This window comes from Pseudomonas sp. NyZ201 (assembly GCF_049860765.1).
GTDB classification, from domain to species: domain Bacteria; phylum Pseudomonadota; class Gammaproteobacteria; order Pseudomonadales; family Pseudomonadaceae; genus Aquipseudomonas; species Aquipseudomonas bharatica.
Map to the genome: position 1 here is coordinate 210,324 of NZ_CP187557.1, position 18,548 is coordinate 228,871.

Genomic DNA, 18,548 nt, shown 5'->3' on the forward strand with positions numbered 1-18,548 from the left:
ATCCTTCGTTTACTTGAGGCTGGCGACGGCGGCGGCCGGCGCGGGAGAAGTGAGGACGTGGGCTGCCTGGCCGGCGGTATAGACCTGGTTGCCGACCACGCGCAGGGCGACGACCTGGTACGGATGCTCGACCTTGACCACCACCTTGCTGCCACCCAGGCCCGACGGCAGGCTCAACTGGTGCTCGCCCTGGCGCAGACGCACGCGGGTGACCAGGGTGTCGTTGGGCAGGGTGCGCCAGGTGCGGGTATCGGCGCCCTCGGTGATGGTCGAGGCGATGCCCATGACCAGTCCGGCCATCGGGTTGGTCTCGTTGATCTGCTTCTGCGCCACGCCACGGGTTACCGCGCGTACGGTGGTGCGCAGGATGATGCCGGGCATGTCGTCGCGCAGGGCACGACGGGACATGGCCGAAGTGCTGTTGAGCGCAGTGAGGTTCAGCGCCTTGTCGTCCAGGTTGATCTGGCTGATGCGTGCGGTGGACGCATCTTCGCGCATGATCGGGAACGACAGCGGGGTGATCACCAGGTTGCCGCTGATCATCAAGGGCAGGGGAATGCGGATCGAGTCGCGTGCCGGGGCAAGGCCGCTCTGGACGACTATCAGTACGTCGCTGTCCTGGTCCTTGCCCGGGGTCTTGTCGAGGTCGAGCAGCGCCTGTTCCAGCAGCGGGGTGTTGGGCAGCAGTTCAGCGGCCTTGCGATAGCCCGGCGCAGCCAGGCCCCGTTCGCCAAGTGCCTCGTAGACATAGCCGGACAAGAAGTGGCTGAAGGCGCTCTGATAGCTGTTCTTGAGGCTGATGACTTCAGGTGCGTCCAGGGCTGCCACCGGATAGCCCTGAAGGTCCTTGTACTCGGTCTTGAGCCCTTCCTTTTCGGCCTCTTCCTCGCGCTTGAGGTATTCCTTGTCGCGAAGTTCGGCGATCACTGCCTCGCGTTCGTGGGTTTTCTTGATCGCCGTGCGGGCACCATCGAAATCGTTCTGTGCCAGCAGGTTGAGGGCCATCTGCGTGGTCAGCATGACCTTTTCGTAGTCGTAGCCTTCGTAGCGGCGGACCTTGTCGTTGATCAGGTAGCTACCGAACTGGCTCAGGTACTTGTCGGTATCGAGCCTGACCGATTCTTCCCATTTGAATACCATGCCGTCGGCTTCGCGCCAGGCGTTCTGGCTGCCTGCCAGGTCGCCCTTGGAGCGCAGCAGTTCGCCCTTCTCGAACCAATAGAGCAGGTCCTTGTCGTCGCCCGTGTTGTTTTTCTCCAGCACGGCGAGAGCGGCATCGACATTGCCGGTGCTCAGATGCTGGTTGGTTTCCTTGAGTTCGTTGTCGTAGCTGCGGAACATCGCGCAGCCAGTCAGCTGGGTAGCCACGAAGAGCGTGGCGAGCGTGAGTACGCGGGATTTCATTACTTCTTCCCTGAGTGTTGGCGGATTTTCCGGCTGCTTAGGTCCGGAAATTCTTATAAGGCTTATTGAAATTTCGAATGGGTATAGTTGGTGGCGCGAGGCATTAAGCACCTTTTCCCCTGGGGCAGGAGGAGCCGTTTGTTACCACCGGTAAGTGCCACTACGAGTGCCATTATCCCTGAGCCAGCCGACGAGCGGTAATTTTCCAAGGAAGAAAGTGGCAACTGATGAAATTGTTGCGAATTTTTACGATTCGCCTTGAGCCTGCCAGGGCGGCGGTGAACAATATTCGCCTCATCGCTGACGTCCGAGATTGGCTCATGATTTCCCGCTCCCGCTTGATCGCCTGGCTGCTCTGGCCAGTGCTGGCCCTGGGCAGTGCCGTGGCACTCGCCGAACCTGTCGAGGGGGCGGCGAAAGCCCTGCATTTGCTGGATTACATCGGTGCCGACTATCCGCCGACGGTCAAGGCCGGCGCGGTGCTCGACGAGTCCGAGTACCGCGAGCAACTGGAGTTCGTCGGCACGCTGCAAGGGCTGCTGGCCGACCTGCCGGATCGCCCGCAACGCAAGGCGCTGGAGGACGGGGTAGCTGCCCTGCGCCAGGCGATCAGCGAACGTCAGGACGGCCCGGCAGTAGCCCGTCAGGCCCGACAGTTGGGCGCCGACCTGGCTTTGACCTACGAGGTCGCCCTGGCTCCCTTGATCACGCCCGATCCGACCCGCGGTGCGCCGCTGTATGCCCAGCATTGCTCCGTCTGCCATGGCGAGACCGGCGCCGGTGACGGCCCGGCAGGTGTCGGCCTGGAGCCTGCCCCGGCGAACCTGCGTGATCCCGGCCGTCTGGACCACCTGAGCCTCTACGCTATCTACAGCACCCTCGGGCTGGGCATCGAAGGCACCGACATGCCGTCCTTTGCCGACCAGCTCGATGAGCGCCAGCGCTGGGACCTGGCGACCTACATCGCCAGCTTTACCGCCGATCCGGCCAAGGCTGCCAATGACAAGCCGTTCAGCCTCGGCGATCTGGCGCGCCAGACCCCGGCGGAAGTCCAGGCGGCCCAGGGTGCCGACGCGGTAGCGGCGTTCCGCGCCCAGCGCGCCCAGCCGCCGCAGGTCAAGCGCGGCCCGGGGCAACTGCTCGACTACACCGCCAACACCCTCGACCAGAGCCTTGCGGCTTACCGCAGTGGTGACCATGAGCAGGCCTACGACCTTTCCGTCGCGGCCTACCTGGAAGGTTTCGAGCTGGTGGAAAGCTCGCTGGACAACGTCGATAGCAACCTGCGCAAGACCACCGAAAAGGCCTTGATGGCTTACCGCCAGTCGCTGCAGGACGGCCTGCCGCTGGATCAGGTGATGGCCAGGCTGGATGTCGCCAAGGCCAGTCTGAAGGAATGTGCCGGCCTGCTGGGGGGCGATGGCCTGAGCTGGTCGCTGAGCTTCGTTTCCGGTTTGCTGATCCTGCTGCGCGAGGGCCTGGAAGCGATCCTGGTGCTGGCGGCGATCCTGGCGTTCCTGCGCAACACCGGCCAGCAGGCGGCGGTGCGCAGCGTCAACATCGGCTGGGGCCTGGCCCTGGTTGCCGGTTTTGCCACCTGGGCGGTGGCAGCCTATGTGATCGATGTCGGCGGTGCCCAGCGCGAGTTGCTGGAAGGCAGTACGGCCTTGTTCGCCAGCGTCATGGTGCTTTGGCTCGGGGTGTGGATGCATGACCGGCGCCACGCTGCCGCCTGGCAGGACTACATCAAGAGCAGCCTGGTCGGCGGCGGCGGTCGCTTCGGCTTTGCCGTATTGGCGTTCTTCTCGGTGTATCGCGAGCTGTTCGAAGTGATCCTGTTCTACGAAACCCTGTGGTTGCAGGCGGGCCCCGGCGGGCATCAGGCGGTGCTGGCCGGTGGTGCGACGGCGCTGGTGCTGCTGGTCGGTCTGGCCTGGGTGATCCTGCGTGGTTCGGCCAGGTTGCCGCTGGCGTTGTTCTTCAGCATCAACGCGGCACTGCTTTGCGCGCTGTCGGTCGTGTTCGCCGGCCACGGGGTCAAGGCCTTGCAGGAAGCCGGGGTGTTCGGCACCCATCCAGTGGCGTTCTTCGACTTCGAATGGCTGGGGATTCATGCCGATCTCTATTCGCTGTCTGCCCAGTGCGTCGCGCTGCTGGCGGTCGTCGTCCTGTACGGGCGCAGCTGGCTGGCTTCGCGGCGCGTGGCGGCGTCGTGATTTGAAGCGGGGCGGGCGAGCAGCCATACTGCCCGCCCGTTTCAAGTTGTGGATAACTCTGTCATGCGTGTCTGGATCGACGCCGATGCCTGTCCGAAGCTGGCCAGGGACCAGGTCGTCAAGTTCGCGCTAAAGCGCCAGTTCGAGGTGGTGATGGTGGCCGGCGGGCCCCAGGCCAAGCCGCCGTTCGCCCTTGTCAGGCTGATCGTCGTGCCCAGCGGGCCGGATGCCGCCGATAACTATCTGGTGGAGCATGCCGTGCCGGGCGAACTGGTGATCTGCAGCGACGTACCGCTGGCCGACCGGCTGGTGAAAAAAGGCGTGGCAGCGCTGGACCCGCGCGGCCGCGAGTTCGACGAGCGGAACATGGGCGAGCGGTTGGCGGTGCGCAACCTGTTCACCGACCTGCGCGAGCAGGGGCAGGTTGGCGGCGGGCAGGCGCCCTACGGGGAGAAGGAGAAGCAGGCGTTTGCCAATTCGCTGGACCGGATCCTGATCCGGCTGGCGAGGCAGTTTCCTGGATCATAGGGCCTCCGTAGACCCTGTGGGAGCGGGTTTACCCGCGATTGCGTCGGTGAATTCACTATCGTAATCGCGGGTGAACCCGCTCCCACAAAGTTCGCGGCGCCTTGATGTCACTCGCCTTCGTGGGTCAACTCAAGAACCCGGTCCACCAGCTTGTTGATGCCGCTCGCCGCGTCGCTGATCGACTGCGCCAGCATGTAGGCCGGGGTGCTGACCAGCTTGCGCTGGGTGTCTTCGACGATGTCGTGTACATCGCATTCTTCATGGGTGCCGCCCATCTTGACGATGGCCGCGCTGGTATCGGCGTCGTTGCCGATGGTGCAGACCACGCCAGGACCATAGATCTTCGCTGCCAGTGCCGGCGAGATGCAGATCAGGCCCACCGGTTTGCCCGCCTCGGCAAAGGCTTCGGCCAGGGCCAGTACATCCGGGTGAACGCTGCAGCCGGGGCCATCGACGGCGAAGCTGGACAGGTTTTTCGCCGCGCCAAACCCGCCGGGCACGATCAGCGCGTCGAAGTCGTTGACGTCCGCCTCGCCCAGGTCCTTGATCTCGCCGCGGGCAATGCGCGCCGACTCGACCAGCACATTGCGCGTTTCGGGCATTTCTTCGCCAGTCAGGTGGTTGATCACATGCATCTGCGCGATGTTCGGCGCGAAGCACTGTACCTGGGCACCACGCTGGTCGAGACGCAGCAGGGTGATCACGCTTTCGTGGATTTCCGCGCCGTCGTAGACGCCGCAGCCCGACAGAATCACAGCAACTTTTTTGGTCATGCTTTCTACTCCCGTTTCAAGGCGCTAAATGTCGTCTAATTTGGCAGTTGTCGCCATAGGGATAAGTGGATCGTAGGCCTAATCTTGATCCATCGCCTGAAAATGGACCTGCCATGGACTTCATCCTGCTCGCCGTGCCGTTTTTCTTCGTGGTGATAGCGGTCGAGCTGCTCGCCGATCGCTGGCGCGGCATGCGCAACTATCGTCTGGCCGATACCGTCAACAGCCTGAGTGCGGGGGTACTGTCCACCACCTTCGGCTTGCTGACCAAGGGCGTCGGCCTGGTGACCTACGCCATTGCGGTAGAACACCTGGCCCTTTTCGAATTGCCGTCCGAGGCCTGGTGGGTATGGGTGATCGCCTTCGTTGCCTATGACTTCTGCTATTACTGGCTGCACCGCTTCGGGCATGAGCGCAACATCCTGTGGGCAGCGCACTCGGTGCATCACCAGAGCGAGGAGTACAACCTCTCCACGGCGCTGCGCCAAACCAGCACGGGCTTCCTGTTGTCGTGGGTGTTCTATCTGCCGCTGGCGGTGCTCGGTGTGCCGTTGCTGGTGTTCATCAGCGTCGGCGCGTTGAACCTGCTGTACCAGTTCTGGGTTCATACGCGGCACATCCCCAGGCTTGGCTGGTACGAGTGGATCTTCGTCACGCCCTCCAACCATCGCGTCCACCATGCACAGAATCCTTTGTATTTGGATCGCAACTACGGTGGTGTGTTCATTCTCTGGGACCGCCTGTTCGGCACCTTTCAGCCAGAGGATGATGCAGAGCCGGTGATCTTCGGCGTGACCACGCCGCTGGCGAGCTGGAATCCGCTGTGGGCCAACCTGCAGTTCTACGCGCAGCTGTGGAACGATGCGCGCCGCGCCTCGCGCTGGCAGGACAAGCTGCGCATCTGGTTCATGCCCACCGGCTGGCGACCGGGGGATGTGGCGCAACGTTATCCACAGGCTGGGCAGGACCTGGCGAATTTCCGGAAATTCGAGGTGCCCCTGGCCTGGTCGCGACAGCTCTATATAGTGCTGCAGTTCGTTGTGTACGTGGCGCTGGGCAGCTATCTGATGAACGCGGGCCCGCATCTGTCGCTTCCCGCATTGTGGCTGGGCGCGCTGGTGATCGGGTTTGGGTTGTTCGTGCTGGGGGCGGCACTGGAGAATCGCCCCTGGGCGCTGAAGCTGGAGGTGCTGCGCCTGGCGCTGAACCTGCCGGCCTACGCGCTGGCCGGGTGGACCGGTCTAGCGCCGGTCACCGTCCTGGGATGGGTCGTTCTGCTCGCCTACGGCCTGCTCAGCCTGCTGGGCCTGCGCTTGCTGTTTGGCGATGCGCGCAGCCTTGAAGCGTCGGCGCAACCACAGCAGGCCGCCCAGCACCAGCAGACCGCCAAGCACCCATAGTTCGTACTTTTTCACATTGCCCAGCAGCCCTTCGAGGATCGCGCCGAAGTGGTAGGCGGCTGCGCCAAGGGCCAGGGCCCAGATGGCTGCGCCGATGCCATTGAGCAGCAGGTAGCGGCGCGGTGGATAACCGGACAGGCCGATGGCCACCGGCATCACCGTGCGCAGGCCGTAGACGAAGCGGAAACTCAGCACCCAGATGTCGGGATGGCGGCGCACATGCTCCAGTGCGCGGTCGCCCATCATTTGCCAGCGTGGTTTGCGCGCCAGCAGTTTGCGTCCATGGCGACGCCCCATGAAGTACCAGAGCTGGTCGCCGGCGTAGCTGCCGAAGAAGGCCACCAGCACCACCAGGTTGATATCCATGTATCCGCGGAACGCCAGGAATCCGGCCAGCACCAGGATGGTCTCGCCTTCAAAGAACGTACCTAGAAAAAGGGCAAAGTAGCCAAAATCTTGCAGGAATTGTTGGAGCATTTTCTGGATGCTGGCGAAATGAACGCGCAGCCTACCCCTTCATGGCCTTCGGGGAAAGTGTCCAAATGTGTCTCGACGTGAACAATTCCTACAAGGGACAATGACTGCGTCTGTAGGTCGCAGGGTTGTCCCCGCCTGTCACACAAGCGTCATAATGGCCGCTTATAACTGTCGCGCCCGCCTGTCCATGCGGGCTCAGGAGTCTGCCGTGAGCTTTACCCCTGCCAATCGCCTGTTTCCCGCTACCCGCCTGCGTCGCAATCGCCGCGACGATTTTTCCCGTCGCCTGGTTCGTGAGAATGTTCTGACAGTCGATGACCTGATCCTGCCGGTCTTCGTTCTCGATGGTGAGAACCGTCGCGAGGAAGTCGCGTCCATGCCGGGCGTCGAGCGCTTGAGCATCGACCTGCTGCTGGAAGCGGCGGCCGAATGGGTCGAACTGGGCATTCCGGCCCTGGCCCTGTTCCCGGTAACCCCTGCCGAGAAGAAATCCCTCGATGGTGCCGAAGCCTGGAACCCCGAGGGCATTGCCCAGCGCGCTACCCGTGCGCTGCGCGCGCGTTTCCCGGAGTTGGGGGTGATCACCGACGTCGCTCTCGACCCGTTCACCACCCACGGCCAGGACGGCATCCTCGATGAAGAGGGTTACGTCCAGAACGACATCACCGTCGATGCCCTGGTCCGCCAGGCGCTGTCCCATGCCGACGCCGGCGCCCAGGTGGTCGCGCCGTCGGACATGATGGACGGTCGCATCCAGGCGATCCGCGAGGCCCTGGAAGTGGCCGGCCATGTCAACGTGCGCATCATGGCCTACTCGGCCAAGTACGCTAGCGCCTATTATGGTCCGTTCCGCGATGCGGTCGGTTCGGCGCTCAACCTGGGCAAGGCCAACAAGGCCTCCTACCAGATGGACCCGGCCAATACCAACGAGGCGCTGCATGAAGTGGCGGCCGACCTCAGCGAAGGCGCCGATATGGTCATGGTCAAGCCAGGCATGCCGTATCTGGATATCCTTCAGCGGGTCAAGGACGAGTTCAAGGTGCCGACCTTCGTTTACCAGGTCAGCGGCGAATACGCGATGCACATGGCGGCGATCCAGAATGGCTGGCTGTCCGAGGGCGTCATTCTCGAATCGCTCACCGCCTTCAAGCGCGCGGGTGCCGACGGCATTCTCACGTATTTCGCTGTGCGCGCCGCACAATTGATGAGAGGGCAGTAACGCCCTTCAGGAACGCAATATGAATAACGAAGCACTGATCGAAGCTGCGGTTAAGGACATCAAGGATGTGAAGGAAGGGCCGGTCATTCCCGAGCCGATGCTGGAAACCCCGCCGGAGCCCGCTGCGGTTCCGGTCGTCTCCGCGGAAACGGCGGCCGCTGCGCCGGTGCCGGCCGTGGCGATCCCGGGCCTGGACGACAGCAGTCTTTATATCCATCGCGAGCTGTCGCAGCTGCAGTTCAACATCCGGGTGCTGGAACAGGCGCTGGATGAGTCCTACCCCTTGCTGGAGCGGCTGAAATTCCTGCTGATCTTCTCCAGCAACCTGGACGAGTTCTTCGAAATTCGTGTTGCGGGCCTGAAGAAACAGATCACCTTCGCCCGCGAACAGGCCGGCGCCGACGGCCTGCAGCCGCACCAGGCGCTGGCGCGGATCAGCGACCTGGTGCACAGCGAAGTTCAGCGCCAGTACGCCATCCTCAACGATGTGTTGCTGCCGGAACTGGAAAAGCACCAGATCCGCTTTATCCGTCGCCGGCACTGGACCGCCAAGCTGAAGACCTGGGTGCGCCGCTTCTTCCGCGACGAGATCGCGCCGATCATCACGCCGATCGGCCTGGATCCGACCCACCCGTTCCCGCTGCTGGTGAACAAGAGCCTGAACTTCATCGTCGAGCTGGAAGGTGTCGATGCCTTCGGCCGCGATTCCGGGCTGGCGATCATCCCGGCGCCGCGCCTGCTGCCGCGGATCATCCGTGTGCCCGAGGAGGTCGGCGGCCCTGGCGACAACTATGTATTCCTCTCGTCGATGATCCATGCGCACGCCGACGACCTGTTCCAGGGCATGAAGGTCAAGGGCTGCTACCAGTTCCGCCTGACCCGCAACGCCGACCTGGCACTGGATTCCGAAGACGTGGAAGACCTGGCCCGCGCGCTGCGCGGCGAGCTGTTCTCCCGTCGCTACGGTGATGCGGTGCGCCTGGAAGTCGCCGACACCTGCCCGAAACACCTGTCCGACTATCTGCTCAAGCAGTTCAGCCTGAGCGAGAGCGAGCTGTACCAGGTGAACGGCCCGGTCAACCTGACCCGCCTGTTCAGCATCACTGGCCTGGACAGCCACCCGGAGCTGCAATACACACCGTTCACGCCGGCGATTCCCAAGCTGCTGCAGAACAGCGAGAACATCTTCAGCGTGGTGGGCAAGCAGGACATCCTGCTGATGCACCCGTTCGAATCGTTCACACCGGTGGTGGACATGCTGCGCCAGGCCGCCAAGGATCCCCACGTTCTTGCCGTGCGCCAGACCCTGTACCGCAGCGGCGCCAACTCGGAAATCGTCGATGCCCTGGTGGACGCCGCGCGTAACGGCAAGGAAGTCACTGCGGTCATCGAGCTGCGCGCGCGCTTCGACGAAGAGTCCAACCTGCAGATGGCCAGCCGTCTGCAAGCCGCTGGTGCCGTGGTGATCTATGGCGTGGTCGGCTTCAAGACCCACGCCAAGATGATGCTGATCCTGCGTCGCGAAGCCGGCGAGATCGTCCGCTACGCGCACCTGGGCACCGGTAACTACCACGCCGGCAATGCGCGCCTGTACACCGACTACAGCCTGCTGACCTCCGACGACGCCCTGTGCGAAGACGTCGGCAAGCTGTTCAGCCAGTTGATCGGCATGGGCAAGACCCTGCGCATGAAGAAGCTGCTGCACGCGCCTTTCACCCTGAAGAAAGGCATGCTCGACATGATCGCCCGGGAGACCCAGTTCGCCCTCGACGGCAAGCCGGCGCACATCATCGCCAAGTTCAACTCGCTGACCGATCCGAAGATCATCCGCGCGCTGTACAAGGCCAGCCAGTCCGGTGTGCGCATCGACCTGGTAGTGCGCGGCATGTGCTGCCTGCGTCCGGGTATCGCCGGGGTTTCGCACAACATCCATGTGCGTTCGATCATCGGCCGCTTCCTCGAGCACACGCGGGTGTTCTACTTCCTCAATGGCGGCGACGAGCAGATTTTCCTGTCGAGTGCCGACTGGATGGAGCGCAACCTCGACAAGCGCGTCGAGACCTGCTTCCCGGTGGAAGGCAAGAAATTGCTGCTGCGGGTGAAGAAGGAGCTGGAAGGGTACCTGACCGACAATACCCACGCCTGGATCCTGCAACCGGACGGGCGCTACGTACGCAGCTCGCCGACCGGCAACCAGAACCCGCGCAGTGCCCAGGCGACCCTGCTGGAGCGCCTGAGCAACCCGGTCCTCAGCGTACGCTGAGGACGAAGCCTACCCGGGTCAGCCACTCGGCTTCCTGCTCGAAGTCGGCCCGGGTCAGCTGGTTCTCCTGCAGCCAGCCATCGGGGAAGGCCACGTCCAGGCTGTTCTCGTTGGCTTGCAACTGCACCTTCGGCATTTGCTGGTTGCCGCGGATGTGGTGGAAGAGGATGGCGAAGCGCAGCAGCACGCACAGGCGGATCAGCTTGGTGCCTTCGTCGCCGAACTCGGCGAACTTGTCCCTGGGGATGTTGCGGCGATGGCCGCGTACCAGCAGGGCCAGCATTTGCTGGTCTTCGCGGGAGAATCCGGCCAGGTCGGAGTGTTCGATCAGGTAGGCGCCGTGCTTGTGGTAGTGATAGTGGGCGATGTCCAGCCCCACTTCGTGCACCTTGGCCGCCCAGCCCAGCAGTTCGCGCCAGATTCCTTCTTCAAGATCCCATGCCTTGGCCACCTGGTCGAAGGCATGCAGCGCCTTGCGCTCGACCCGCGCGGCCTGGCCCTGGTCGACGTGGTAGCGCTCCATCAGCGAGGTGAGGGTGCGCTCGCGCACGTCCTCATGGTGATGGCGACCGAGCAGGTCGTACAGCACGCCTTCGCGCAGGGCGCCGTCGCAATGGTCCATGCGTTGCAGTTCGAGGGCGTCGAAGATGGCCTCGAGGATCGCCAGGCCCGCCGGGAAGATCGTCCGGCGATCGGGCTTGACCCCCTCGAAGTCGATCCTGTCGGTCTCGCCCAGTTTGAATAGCTTGCGCTTGAGCCAGGCCAGGCCTTCGGCGTTGACTTCGCCGCTGCCCAGGCCAGCCGCCTTGATCGCCGAGCCGATGGCGCGGATGGTGCCGGAGGAACCGATGGCTTCGTCCCAGCCTAGGCGGTGCAGTGCGCCTTCGATGCTCATCAGTTCCAGGCGTGCTGCGGTATAGGCCTGGGCGTAGCGCGCCGGGGTGATCTTGCCGTCGCGGAAATAACGCTGGGTGAAGCTGACGCAGCCCATCTGCAGGCTTTCGCGCAGCAGCGGTTCGAAACGCTGGCCGATGATGAATTCGGTGCTGCCGCCGCCGATATCGGCGACCAGGCGCTTGCCCGGCGTATCGGCGAGGGTATGGGAAACGCCCAGGTAAATGAGGCGGGCTTCCTCGCGACCGGAAATCACTTCCACCGGGTGGCCGAGGATTTCTTCGGCGCGGCGGATGAATTCGCCGCGGTTGCGCGCTTCGCGCAGGGCGTTGGTGCCGACGATGCGCACCGAGCCCTGCGGCATGCCGTTGATCAGTTGGGAAAAGCGCTTCAGGCAGTCGAGGCCGCGCTGCATGGACTCTTCGCTGAGATGGCGTTCTTCATTGATACCGGCCGCCAGTTGGACCTTCTCGCCATTGCGCTCCAGGATGCGGATCTCGCTGTGATGGGCCTTGGCTACAACCATGTGGAAACTGTTGGAGCCCAGGTCGATGGCGGCGATCAGGGAAAGGTTCTTGGCGGAGGAGTGGGGCATGGTAGTGGCTTCTCGGTCGTTAACCCGGCAATCCTGCCACGATAGACGTCATACGCCAACGCGCGGCAATCCTGGGCTTGATATGGCGCAGTTTCGCGTAGGAATTGTGTCTTTTGTGTGACAGTCGATTCGGCAAATCATCAACTATCATAGTTAGACTCAATCGATTGCGACTTCCTGTCGGCTGGCAGGGCGGCTATGATGAGCGACGTTTTTTTGCTTCCGAACTTGGAGATTTCCATGAGCGATCTTATCAAACATGTCACCGACGCCTCTTTCGAGGTCGACGTGCTGAAGGCCGAAGGCCCTGTACTGGTGGACTACTGGGCTGAATGGTGCGGTCCTTGCAAAATGATCGCTCCTGTTCTGGACGAGATCGCCGAGACCTACGCGGGCAAGCTGACCGTCGCCAAGCTGAACATCGACGAAAACGCCGAAACCCCGGGCAAGCACGGCGTTCGTGGTATCCCGACCCTGATGCTGTTCAAGAACGGCAATGTCGAGGCTACCAAGGTCGGCGCGCTGTCCAAGTCGCAGCTGGCAGCCTTCCTCGACGCCAATCTCTGAGCCTCGAAAAAGCCCCGCATTCGTCGGGGCTTTTCTCTTTCTGGTGACTAGACGCCAGAAAAAGCAGGTGTTACATTCGGCCTCGCACTGACTCTCCAGTGCCCCCTGCACGCCCGTCGCCGCATTCCAATTCGAATTCAGTACGCGATCATTCGCCTCCCGCGGCGCGGCTTCATTAAGCCAGATGCTTAATCTCTCCTTTCTTACATGATTACTCCATTCCCCTTATGAACCTGACTGAACTCAAGCAAAAGCCGATTACCGATCTGCTCGAAATGGCCGAACAGATGGGCATAGAAAATATGGCCCGTTCGCGCAAGCAGGATGTGATTTTCTCCCTGCTGAAAAAGCACGCGAAAAGCGGCGAGGAAATCTCCGGTGACGGCGTGCTGGAGATTCTCCAGGACGGTTTCGGCTTCCTGCGTTCGGCGGACTCCTCCTACCTGGCCGGCCCTGACGACATCTATGTCTCGCCCAGCCAGATCCGTCGTTTCAACCTGCGCACCGGCGACACCATCGTCGGCAAGATCCGGCCGCCGAAAGAGGGCGAGCGTTACTTCGCGCTGCTGAAGGTCGACACCATCAACTTCGACCGTCCGGAAAACGCGAAGAACAAGATCCTGTTCGAAAACCTGACGCCGCTGTTCCCCAACGAGCGCCTGAAGATGGAAGCCGGCAACGGTTCCACCGAAGACCTCACCGGCCGCGTGATCGACCTCTGCGCCCCGATCGGCAAGGGCCAGCGCGGCCTGATCGTCGCCCCGCCGAAAGCGGGCAAGACCATCATGCTGCAGAACATCGCGGCGAACATCACCCGCAACAATCCCGAGTGCCACCTGATCGTCCTGCTGATCGACGAGCGCCCGGAAGAAGTGACCGAGATGCAGCGCACCGTGCGCGGCGAAGTGGTCGCCTCGACCTTCGACGAGCCGCCGACCCGTCACGTGCAAGTGGCCGAAATGGTCATCGAGAAGGCCAAGCGCCTGGTCGAGCACAAGAAGGACGTGGTCATCCTGCTCGACTCCATCACCCGCCTGGCCCGCGCCTACAACACCGTGATCCCGAGCTCCGGCAAGGTCCTGACCGGTGGTGTCGACGCCCACGCCCTGGAGAAGCCGAAGCGCTTCTTCGGTGCCGCGCGTAATATCGAGGAAGGCGGCTCGCTGACCATCATCGCCACCGCGCTGGTCGAAACCGGCTCGAAGATGGACGAAGTGATCTACGAGGAGTTCAAGGGTACCGGCAACATGGAACTGCCCCTGGACCGTCGCATCGCCGAGAAGCGTGTGTTCCCGGCCATCAACATCAACCGTTCGGGTACCCGCCGCGAAGAGCTGCTGACCGCCGACGACGAACTGCAGCGCATGTGGATCCTGCGCAAGTTGCTGCACCCGATGGACGAGATCGCCGCCATCGAGTTCCTGGTCGACAAGCTCAAGCAGACCAAGACCAACGACGAGTTCTTCCTGTCGATGAAGCGCAAGTAAGCACTCGCTGTATGCAAGAGCCGGGGAAACCCGGCTTTTTGCTATCTGTCATAAACGCTATTCTGACCGGCCCGGATCGACGTTACACTGCCCACCCCGACCGATACGGCCAATACGAGGCTCACGCATGCAGTATCGCGATTTGCGCGACTTTATCCGTGGCCTGGAGCAGCGCTCTGAACTCAAGCGCATCCAGGTCCCCATTTCGCCGGTCCTGGAAATGACTGAAGTCTGCGACCGCACGCTGCGGGCCAAGGGGCCGGCACTGTTGTTCGAACGTCCCACCGGTTACGACATCCCCGTGCTGGGCAACCTGTTCGGTACTCCGGAACGGGTGGCCATGGGCATGGGTGCCGAGTCGGTCAGCGAATTGCGCGAGATCGGCAAGCTGCTGGCTTTCCTCAAGGAGCCAGAGCCGCCGAAAGGCTTGAAGGACGCCTGGTCGAAACTGCCGATCTTCAAGAAGGTCGTGTCCATGGCGCCGAAGGTGGTCAAGGATGCGCCTTGCCACGAAGTGGTTATCGAAGGCGACGACGTCGACCTGGGCATGCTGCCGATCCAGCATTGCTGGCCGGGCGACGTAGCGCCGCTGATCACCTGGGGCCTGACCGTCACCCGCGGCCCGAACAAGGAGCGCCAGAACCTCGGCATCTACCGCCAGCAGGTGATTGGCCGCAACAAGGTGATCATGCGCTGGCTGAGCCACCGTGGCGGCGCCCTCGACTACCGCGAGTGGTGCGAGAAGAACCCCGGCAAGCCGTTCCCGGTGGCCGTGGCCCTGGGTGCCGACCCGGCGACCATCCTCGGCGCCGTCACCCCGGTACCCGACACCCTTTCCGAATACGCCTTCGCCGGCCTGCTGCGCGGCAACCGTACCGAGCTGGTGAAATGCCGCGGCAGCGACCTGCAGGTTCCGGCCACTGCCGAGATTATCCTCGAAGGCGTGATCCATCCGGGCGAAACCGCGCCGGAAGGCCCGTATGGCGACCACACCGGCTATTACAACGAAGTCGACAGCTTCCCGGTGTTCACCATCGAGCGCATCACCCACCGTACCAAGCCGATCTACCACAGCACCTACACCGGCCGGCCGCCGGATGAGCCGGCGATCCTCGGTGTGGCGCTGAACGAGGTGTTCGTGCCGATCCTGCAGAAGCAGTTCCCCGAGATCACCGACTTCTACCTGCCGCCCGAAGGCTGCTCGTACCGCATGGCGGTGGTGACCATGAAGAAGCAGTACCCGGGCCACGCCAAGCGCGTAATGCTGGGGGTGTGGTCGTTCCTGCGACAGTTCATGTACACCAAGTTCGTTATCGTCACCGACGACGACGTCAATGCGCGGGACTGGAACGACGTGATCTGGGCCATCACCACGCGCATGGACCCCAAGCGCGATACGGTGATGATCGACAACACCCCGATCGACTACCTGGACTTCGCCTCGCCAGTCTCGGGCCTCGGCTCGAAGATGGGCCTGGATGCCACCAACAAGTGGCCGGGTGAAACCAGCCGCGAATGGGGCCGGGTCATCGTCAAGGACGAAGCCGTGACCAAGCGGATCGATGAATTGTGGAACCAGTTGGGAATAGATTGATGCAGGTGACCTTGCAGCCGTCCGGGGCGGTGATGACCGTCACCCCCGGCGAGAGGATTCTGGAAGCGGCGCAGCGCCTGGGTTACGACTGCCCGCAGAGCTGTCGCAACGGCAACTGCCATGTTTGCGCCGCCTTGCTGGTGGAGGGTCGCGTGCGCCAGAACGGCGAGGTGCGCGATCACGGTGAGCTGTTCACCTGCATCGCCGAGCCGCTGGAAGACTGCGTGCTGCTCTGGGATGGCGTGCTCGCCCTCGGTGAGCTGCCGGTGCGCAAGCTGGCCTGCCAGCTCAGTGAATGTGCGCCGGTTGGCGGCGATGTCTATCGCGTCCGTCTGCGCGCGCCGGCCGGCAAGCCGCCGCGCTACCACGCCGGGCAATACCTGATGATCGAGCGCGACGGCGGGGACAAGGCAGCCTTTTCCCTGGCTTCGGCGCCGCACAGCGGCCGCGATCTCGAATTGCATGTGCTGGCCCGCGAGAAAAGCGCGGTAGACCTGGTCGCCCAGTTGCAGCGCAACGGCATGGCCCGGATAGAGATGCCCTTCGGCGATACCCACCTGGCCGAACTGCCCGATGGTCCGCTGGTGCTGATCGCCGCCGGCACCGGCATGGCGCAGATGCACAGCCTGATCGAGCACTGTCGGGTGCAGGGGTTCGCGCATCCGGTGCATCTGTACTGGGGCGTGCGCCGGCCCGAGGACTTCTACGAGATCGAGGCGTGGGCGCAGTGGCAGCAACTGCCCAACCTGTTCCTGCACCAGGTGGTCAGCGATCAGTGCGGCTGGACAGGGCGCTGCGGCCTGTTGCACGAGGCGGTCTGCGAGGATATCGATGACCTGTCGCCGGTCCATGTCTATGCCAGTGGTTCGCCGAACATGGTCTATGCGACCCTCGACGCCCTGGTCGAAGCCGGCATGGACGCGCACCAGATGCGTGCCGATGTATTCGCTTATGCCCCACGGGGGTAACTTCGGTAATAAGGCGCGTTGCAATGGCGCGCCTGAGGTAAATAACCAACTGCGCAAGTAAAGCTTATAAGGACGGGCATTTCTTAATTGTTGCGCGCAACGTGAAAAAGTATCGCTACACTTGCAAAAGTACAGTCGAATATTCCGAAATGCCCGAATTCACGGGCTCTGAGCGCAACGGGGCTTGTTAACGCACCGCTATCTGCCGTACGGTAAGTGTTCAACGAGAGTGTTGGCTTTATAGTGAGGTACTTCGGTATTTCACGAGGATCTTTGGCGGCGGCTATGTCGGTACTTGAACCTGCACCTTTCCCCCAGGCGTATCCCCCGGTGCTGGATTTCGGACAGCAATTGTCCCGGGAACAACTTCTTGAATCGGTCGAAAAGACCATGGCCTTGCATCATGGCGGGCCGGTCTGGCTGTTCGCCTACGGTTCGTTGATCTGGCGTCCGGAATGCCAATCGACCGAGCGGCGCCGTGGGCGCGTGCATGGCTACCACCGGGGGCTGTACCTCTGGTCCCACGAGCATCGCGGCACACCGGAGTGCCCGGGGCTGGTGTTCGGGCTCGACCGAGGCGGTTCGTGCAGCGGTTTCGCCTATCGCCTGCCCGAAGAAACCTTGCAGGACTCGCTGCTGGCGCTGTGGCAGCGGGAGATGCCATACCCGGCCTACAAGCCGCACTGGCTCAACTGCCGGCTGGATGACGGCAGCAAGGTCCAGGCCCTGGGCTTCGTGCTGGAGCGGCACCTGCCTTGCTATGCGGGAAATCTGCCGGACAGCCTGCTCACGCATATCCTCGCCAGCGCCAAGGGGCGCTACGGCACCACCCGGGAGTATGTGGAGCAAACCCTGGAAGCATTGCGCAGCCATGCGATGCCGGACCGCAACCTTGAGGCGCGGTATCGGCGCTGTCATTCCCAGCAGGAGCGTTAAAGTCGAGCGCGGACCCTGTGGGAGCGGGTTCATCGGAGCGCCGAACCGCCGCGATTGCTATGGTGACTTCACTATCGCAATCGCGGGTAAACCCGCTCCCACAAGGTCCGCGTCGTCTTAACGGACTTTGATTACCAACTTGCCCACCGCCTTGCGGCTAGCCAGTTGCTCGATCGCTTCCCCGGCCTCCGCCAGTGGATAGGTCTTCGACACCAGCGGTTTCAGCTTCCCTTCGGCAAACCAGGTGAACAACTGCTGGAAGTTCGCCGCATTGTCCGCCGGCTGGCGCTGGGCGAACGATCCCCAGAACACGCCAAGCACCGCGCCGCCCTTGAGCAGCACCAGGTTCACCGGCAACTCGGGAATCCGCCCGCTGGCAAAGCCCACCACCAGCAGCCGTCCGTTCCACGCCAGGCCACGCACGGCCTGGTCGAACAGGTCGCCGCCGACCGGGTCGTAGATCACATCGACGCCCTTGCCGGCGGTCAGGCGCTTGATTTCGTCCTTGAGGCTGGCCTGGCTGTAGTCGATCAGCTCATCCGCCCCGGCGGCCCTGGCGGTCTCCAGCTTGTCCGCGCTGCTGGCGGCCGCGATTACCCGCGCGCCCATGGCCTTGCCGATTTCCACCGCCGCCAGCCCGACACCGCCCGAGGCGCCCAGCACCAGCAGGGTCTCGCCCGGCTGCAATTGGCCACGCTGGCGCAAGGCGTGCATCGACGTGCCGTAGGTCATGCCGAAGGCCGATGCGGTGACGAAGTCCATGCCTTCGGGAATCGGCATCACGTTATAGGCCGGCACCGCCACCTGCTCGGCGAAACTGCCCCAGCCGGTCAGGGCCATGACCCGGTCGCCGGCCTTGAAGCCGCCAGCGCTTTCCCCGGCTGCGCTGACCACCCCTGCCGCTTCGCCACCAGGCGAAAACGGCAGGGGCGGCTTGAACTGGTACTTGCCTTCGATGATCAGGGTGTCAGGGAAATTGACGCTGGCTGCGTGCACGTCCAGGAGGATCTCGTTCTTCTTCGGTGCCGGGCTGGCGACCTCTTCCAGCACCAGGTCGCTGGCCGGACCATGGGCTTTGCACAACAAGGCTTTCATCGGGGCTATTCCTTTGCGAGGGGTGGCCGATAAGTGTAGGTAGGCGAGGGGCCGGGTCAACGAGCATGGCCTGGCCTGAATAGGCCGGCATAAGCCAGCCCGGGCTTGGGTTTGCCAGGCGCGCTGGGTATG

14 protein-coding genes and 1 pseudogene are annotated in these 18,548 nt (G+C 63.0%); 10 read left to right on the top strand and 5 right to left on the bottom strand.

Features of this window, described 5'->3' with window-relative positions:
- Nucleotides 1-9: 9 nt before the first annotated feature.
- The gene (locus tag ACPFMA_RS00920; RefSeq protein ID WP_425929518.1) at nt 10-1,404 is read right to left on the bottom strand and encodes a COG3014 family protein; all 1,395 of its coding nucleotides are present in this window, start codon (nt 1,402-1,404) and stop codon (nt 10-12) included.
- A 320-nt stretch (nt 1,405-1,724) separates the two neighbouring features.
- Here ACPFMA_RS00920 and ACPFMA_RS00925 point away from each other — a divergent pair, with 320 nt between their 5' ends.
- Nucleotides 1,725-3,620, top strand: coding sequence for an FTR1 family protein (locus ACPFMA_RS00925; protein ID WP_425929519.1), 1,896 nt, complete (start codon nt 1,725-1,727; stop codon nt 3,618-3,620).
- Nucleotides 3,621-3,683: 63 nt separating this feature from the next.
- A complete protein-coding gene (locus ACPFMA_RS00930) occupies nt 3,684-4,148 on the top strand; it encodes a YaiI/YqxD family protein (protein WP_425929520.1) in 465 nt (154 codons plus the stop codon).
- Nucleotides 4,149-4,255: 107 nt separating this feature from the next.
- Here ACPFMA_RS00930 and elbB read toward each other — a convergent pair whose 3' ends face one another.
- The gene (gene elbB, locus ACPFMA_RS00935; protein ID WP_425929521.1) at nt 4,256-4,921 is read right to left on the bottom strand and encodes an isoprenoid biosynthesis glyoxalase ElbB; all 666 of its coding nucleotides are present in this window, start codon (nt 4,919-4,921) and stop codon (nt 4,256-4,258) included.
- Nucleotides 4,922-5,112: 191 nt separating this feature from the next.
- Here elbB and ACPFMA_RS00940 point away from each other — a divergent pair.
- A pseudogene (locus ACPFMA_RS00940) lies at nt 5,113-5,661 on the top strand (sterol desaturase family protein); the annotation flags it as partial.
- Between the two features lie 501 nt (nt 5,662-6,162).
- On the opposite strand, the gene ACPFMA_RS00945 reads toward ACPFMA_RS00940, so the two are convergent.
- Nucleotides 6,163-6,798: a DedA family protein gene (locus ACPFMA_RS00945; protein WP_425929522.1), complete on the bottom strand. Its 636-nt coding sequence runs from the start codon at nt 6,796-6,798 to the stop codon at nt 6,163-6,165.
- A gap of 208 nt (nt 6,799-7,006) precedes the next feature.
- Between ACPFMA_RS00945 and hemB the strand changes: the two genes are divergently transcribed.
- Complete coding sequence (hemB, locus tag ACPFMA_RS00950) at nt 7,007-8,017, top strand: porphobilinogen synthase (RefSeq protein ID WP_009395658.1); 1,011 nt, start codon at nt 7,007-7,009, stop codon at nt 8,015-8,017.
- A gap of 97 nt (nt 8,018-8,114) precedes the next feature.
- Nucleotides 8,115-10,280: a polyphosphate kinase 1 gene (ppk1, locus tag ACPFMA_RS00955; RefSeq protein ID WP_420057867.1), complete on the top strand. Its 2,166-nt coding sequence runs from the start codon at nt 8,115-8,117 to the stop codon at nt 10,278-10,280.
- On the opposite strand, the gene ppx is transcribed toward ppk1, so the two are convergent.
- Nucleotides 10,267-11,769 (bottom strand): exopolyphosphatase, encoded by a 1,503-nt coding sequence (gene ppx / locus ACPFMA_RS00960; RefSeq protein ID WP_064301101.1) that lies wholly within the window; start codon nt 11,767-11,769, stop codon nt 10,267-10,269. The genes ppk1 and ppx overlap by 14 nt on opposite strands.
- 240 nt (nt 11,770-12,009) lie before the next feature.
- On the opposite strand from ppx, the gene trxA reads away from it, so the two are divergent.
- The 5 genes from trxA (at nt 12,010) to ACPFMA_RS00985 (ending at nt 17,321) form a co-directional block, all read left to right on the top strand.
- On the top strand, nt 12,010-12,336 hold the full coding sequence (trxA, locus tag ACPFMA_RS00965) for a thioredoxin TrxA (protein ID WP_064301237.1): 327 nt from the start codon (nt 12,010-12,012) through the stop codon (nt 12,334-12,336).
- A gap of 227 nt (nt 12,337-12,563) precedes the next feature.
- Nucleotides 12,564-13,823, top strand: a complete 1,260-nt coding sequence (gene rho, locus ACPFMA_RS00970; protein WP_009395654.1) for a transcription termination factor Rho — start codon at nt 12,564-12,566, stop codon at nt 13,821-13,823.
- 127 nt (nt 13,824-13,950) lie between these two features.
- Nucleotides 13,951-15,417: a 4-hydroxy-3-polyprenylbenzoate decarboxylase gene (gene ubiD, locus ACPFMA_RS00975; protein WP_009395653.1), complete on the top strand. Its 1,467-nt coding sequence runs from the start codon at nt 13,951-13,953 to the stop codon at nt 15,415-15,417.
- Entirely contained in the window at nt 15,417-16,385 is a 969-nt protein-coding gene (locus tag ACPFMA_RS00980) for a CDP-6-deoxy-delta-3,4-glucoseen reductase (RefSeq protein WP_064301103.1), read from the top strand. The genes ubiD and ACPFMA_RS00980 overlap by 1 nt, the downstream gene beginning before the upstream one ends.
- A 285-nt stretch (nt 16,386-16,670) precedes the next feature.
- Nucleotides 16,671-17,321, top strand: a complete 651-nt coding sequence (locus ACPFMA_RS00985) for a gamma-glutamylcyclotransferase (RefSeq protein ID WP_420057766.1) — start codon at nt 16,671-16,673, stop codon at nt 17,319-17,321.
- A gap of 117 nt (nt 17,322-17,438) precedes the next feature.
- On the opposite strand, the gene ACPFMA_RS00990 is transcribed toward ACPFMA_RS00985, so the two are convergent.
- Entirely contained in the window at nt 17,439-18,416 is a 978-nt protein-coding gene (locus ACPFMA_RS00990; RefSeq protein ID WP_064301105.1) for an NADPH:quinone oxidoreductase family protein, read from the bottom strand.
- Nucleotides 18,417-18,548: the final 132 nt, after the last annotated feature.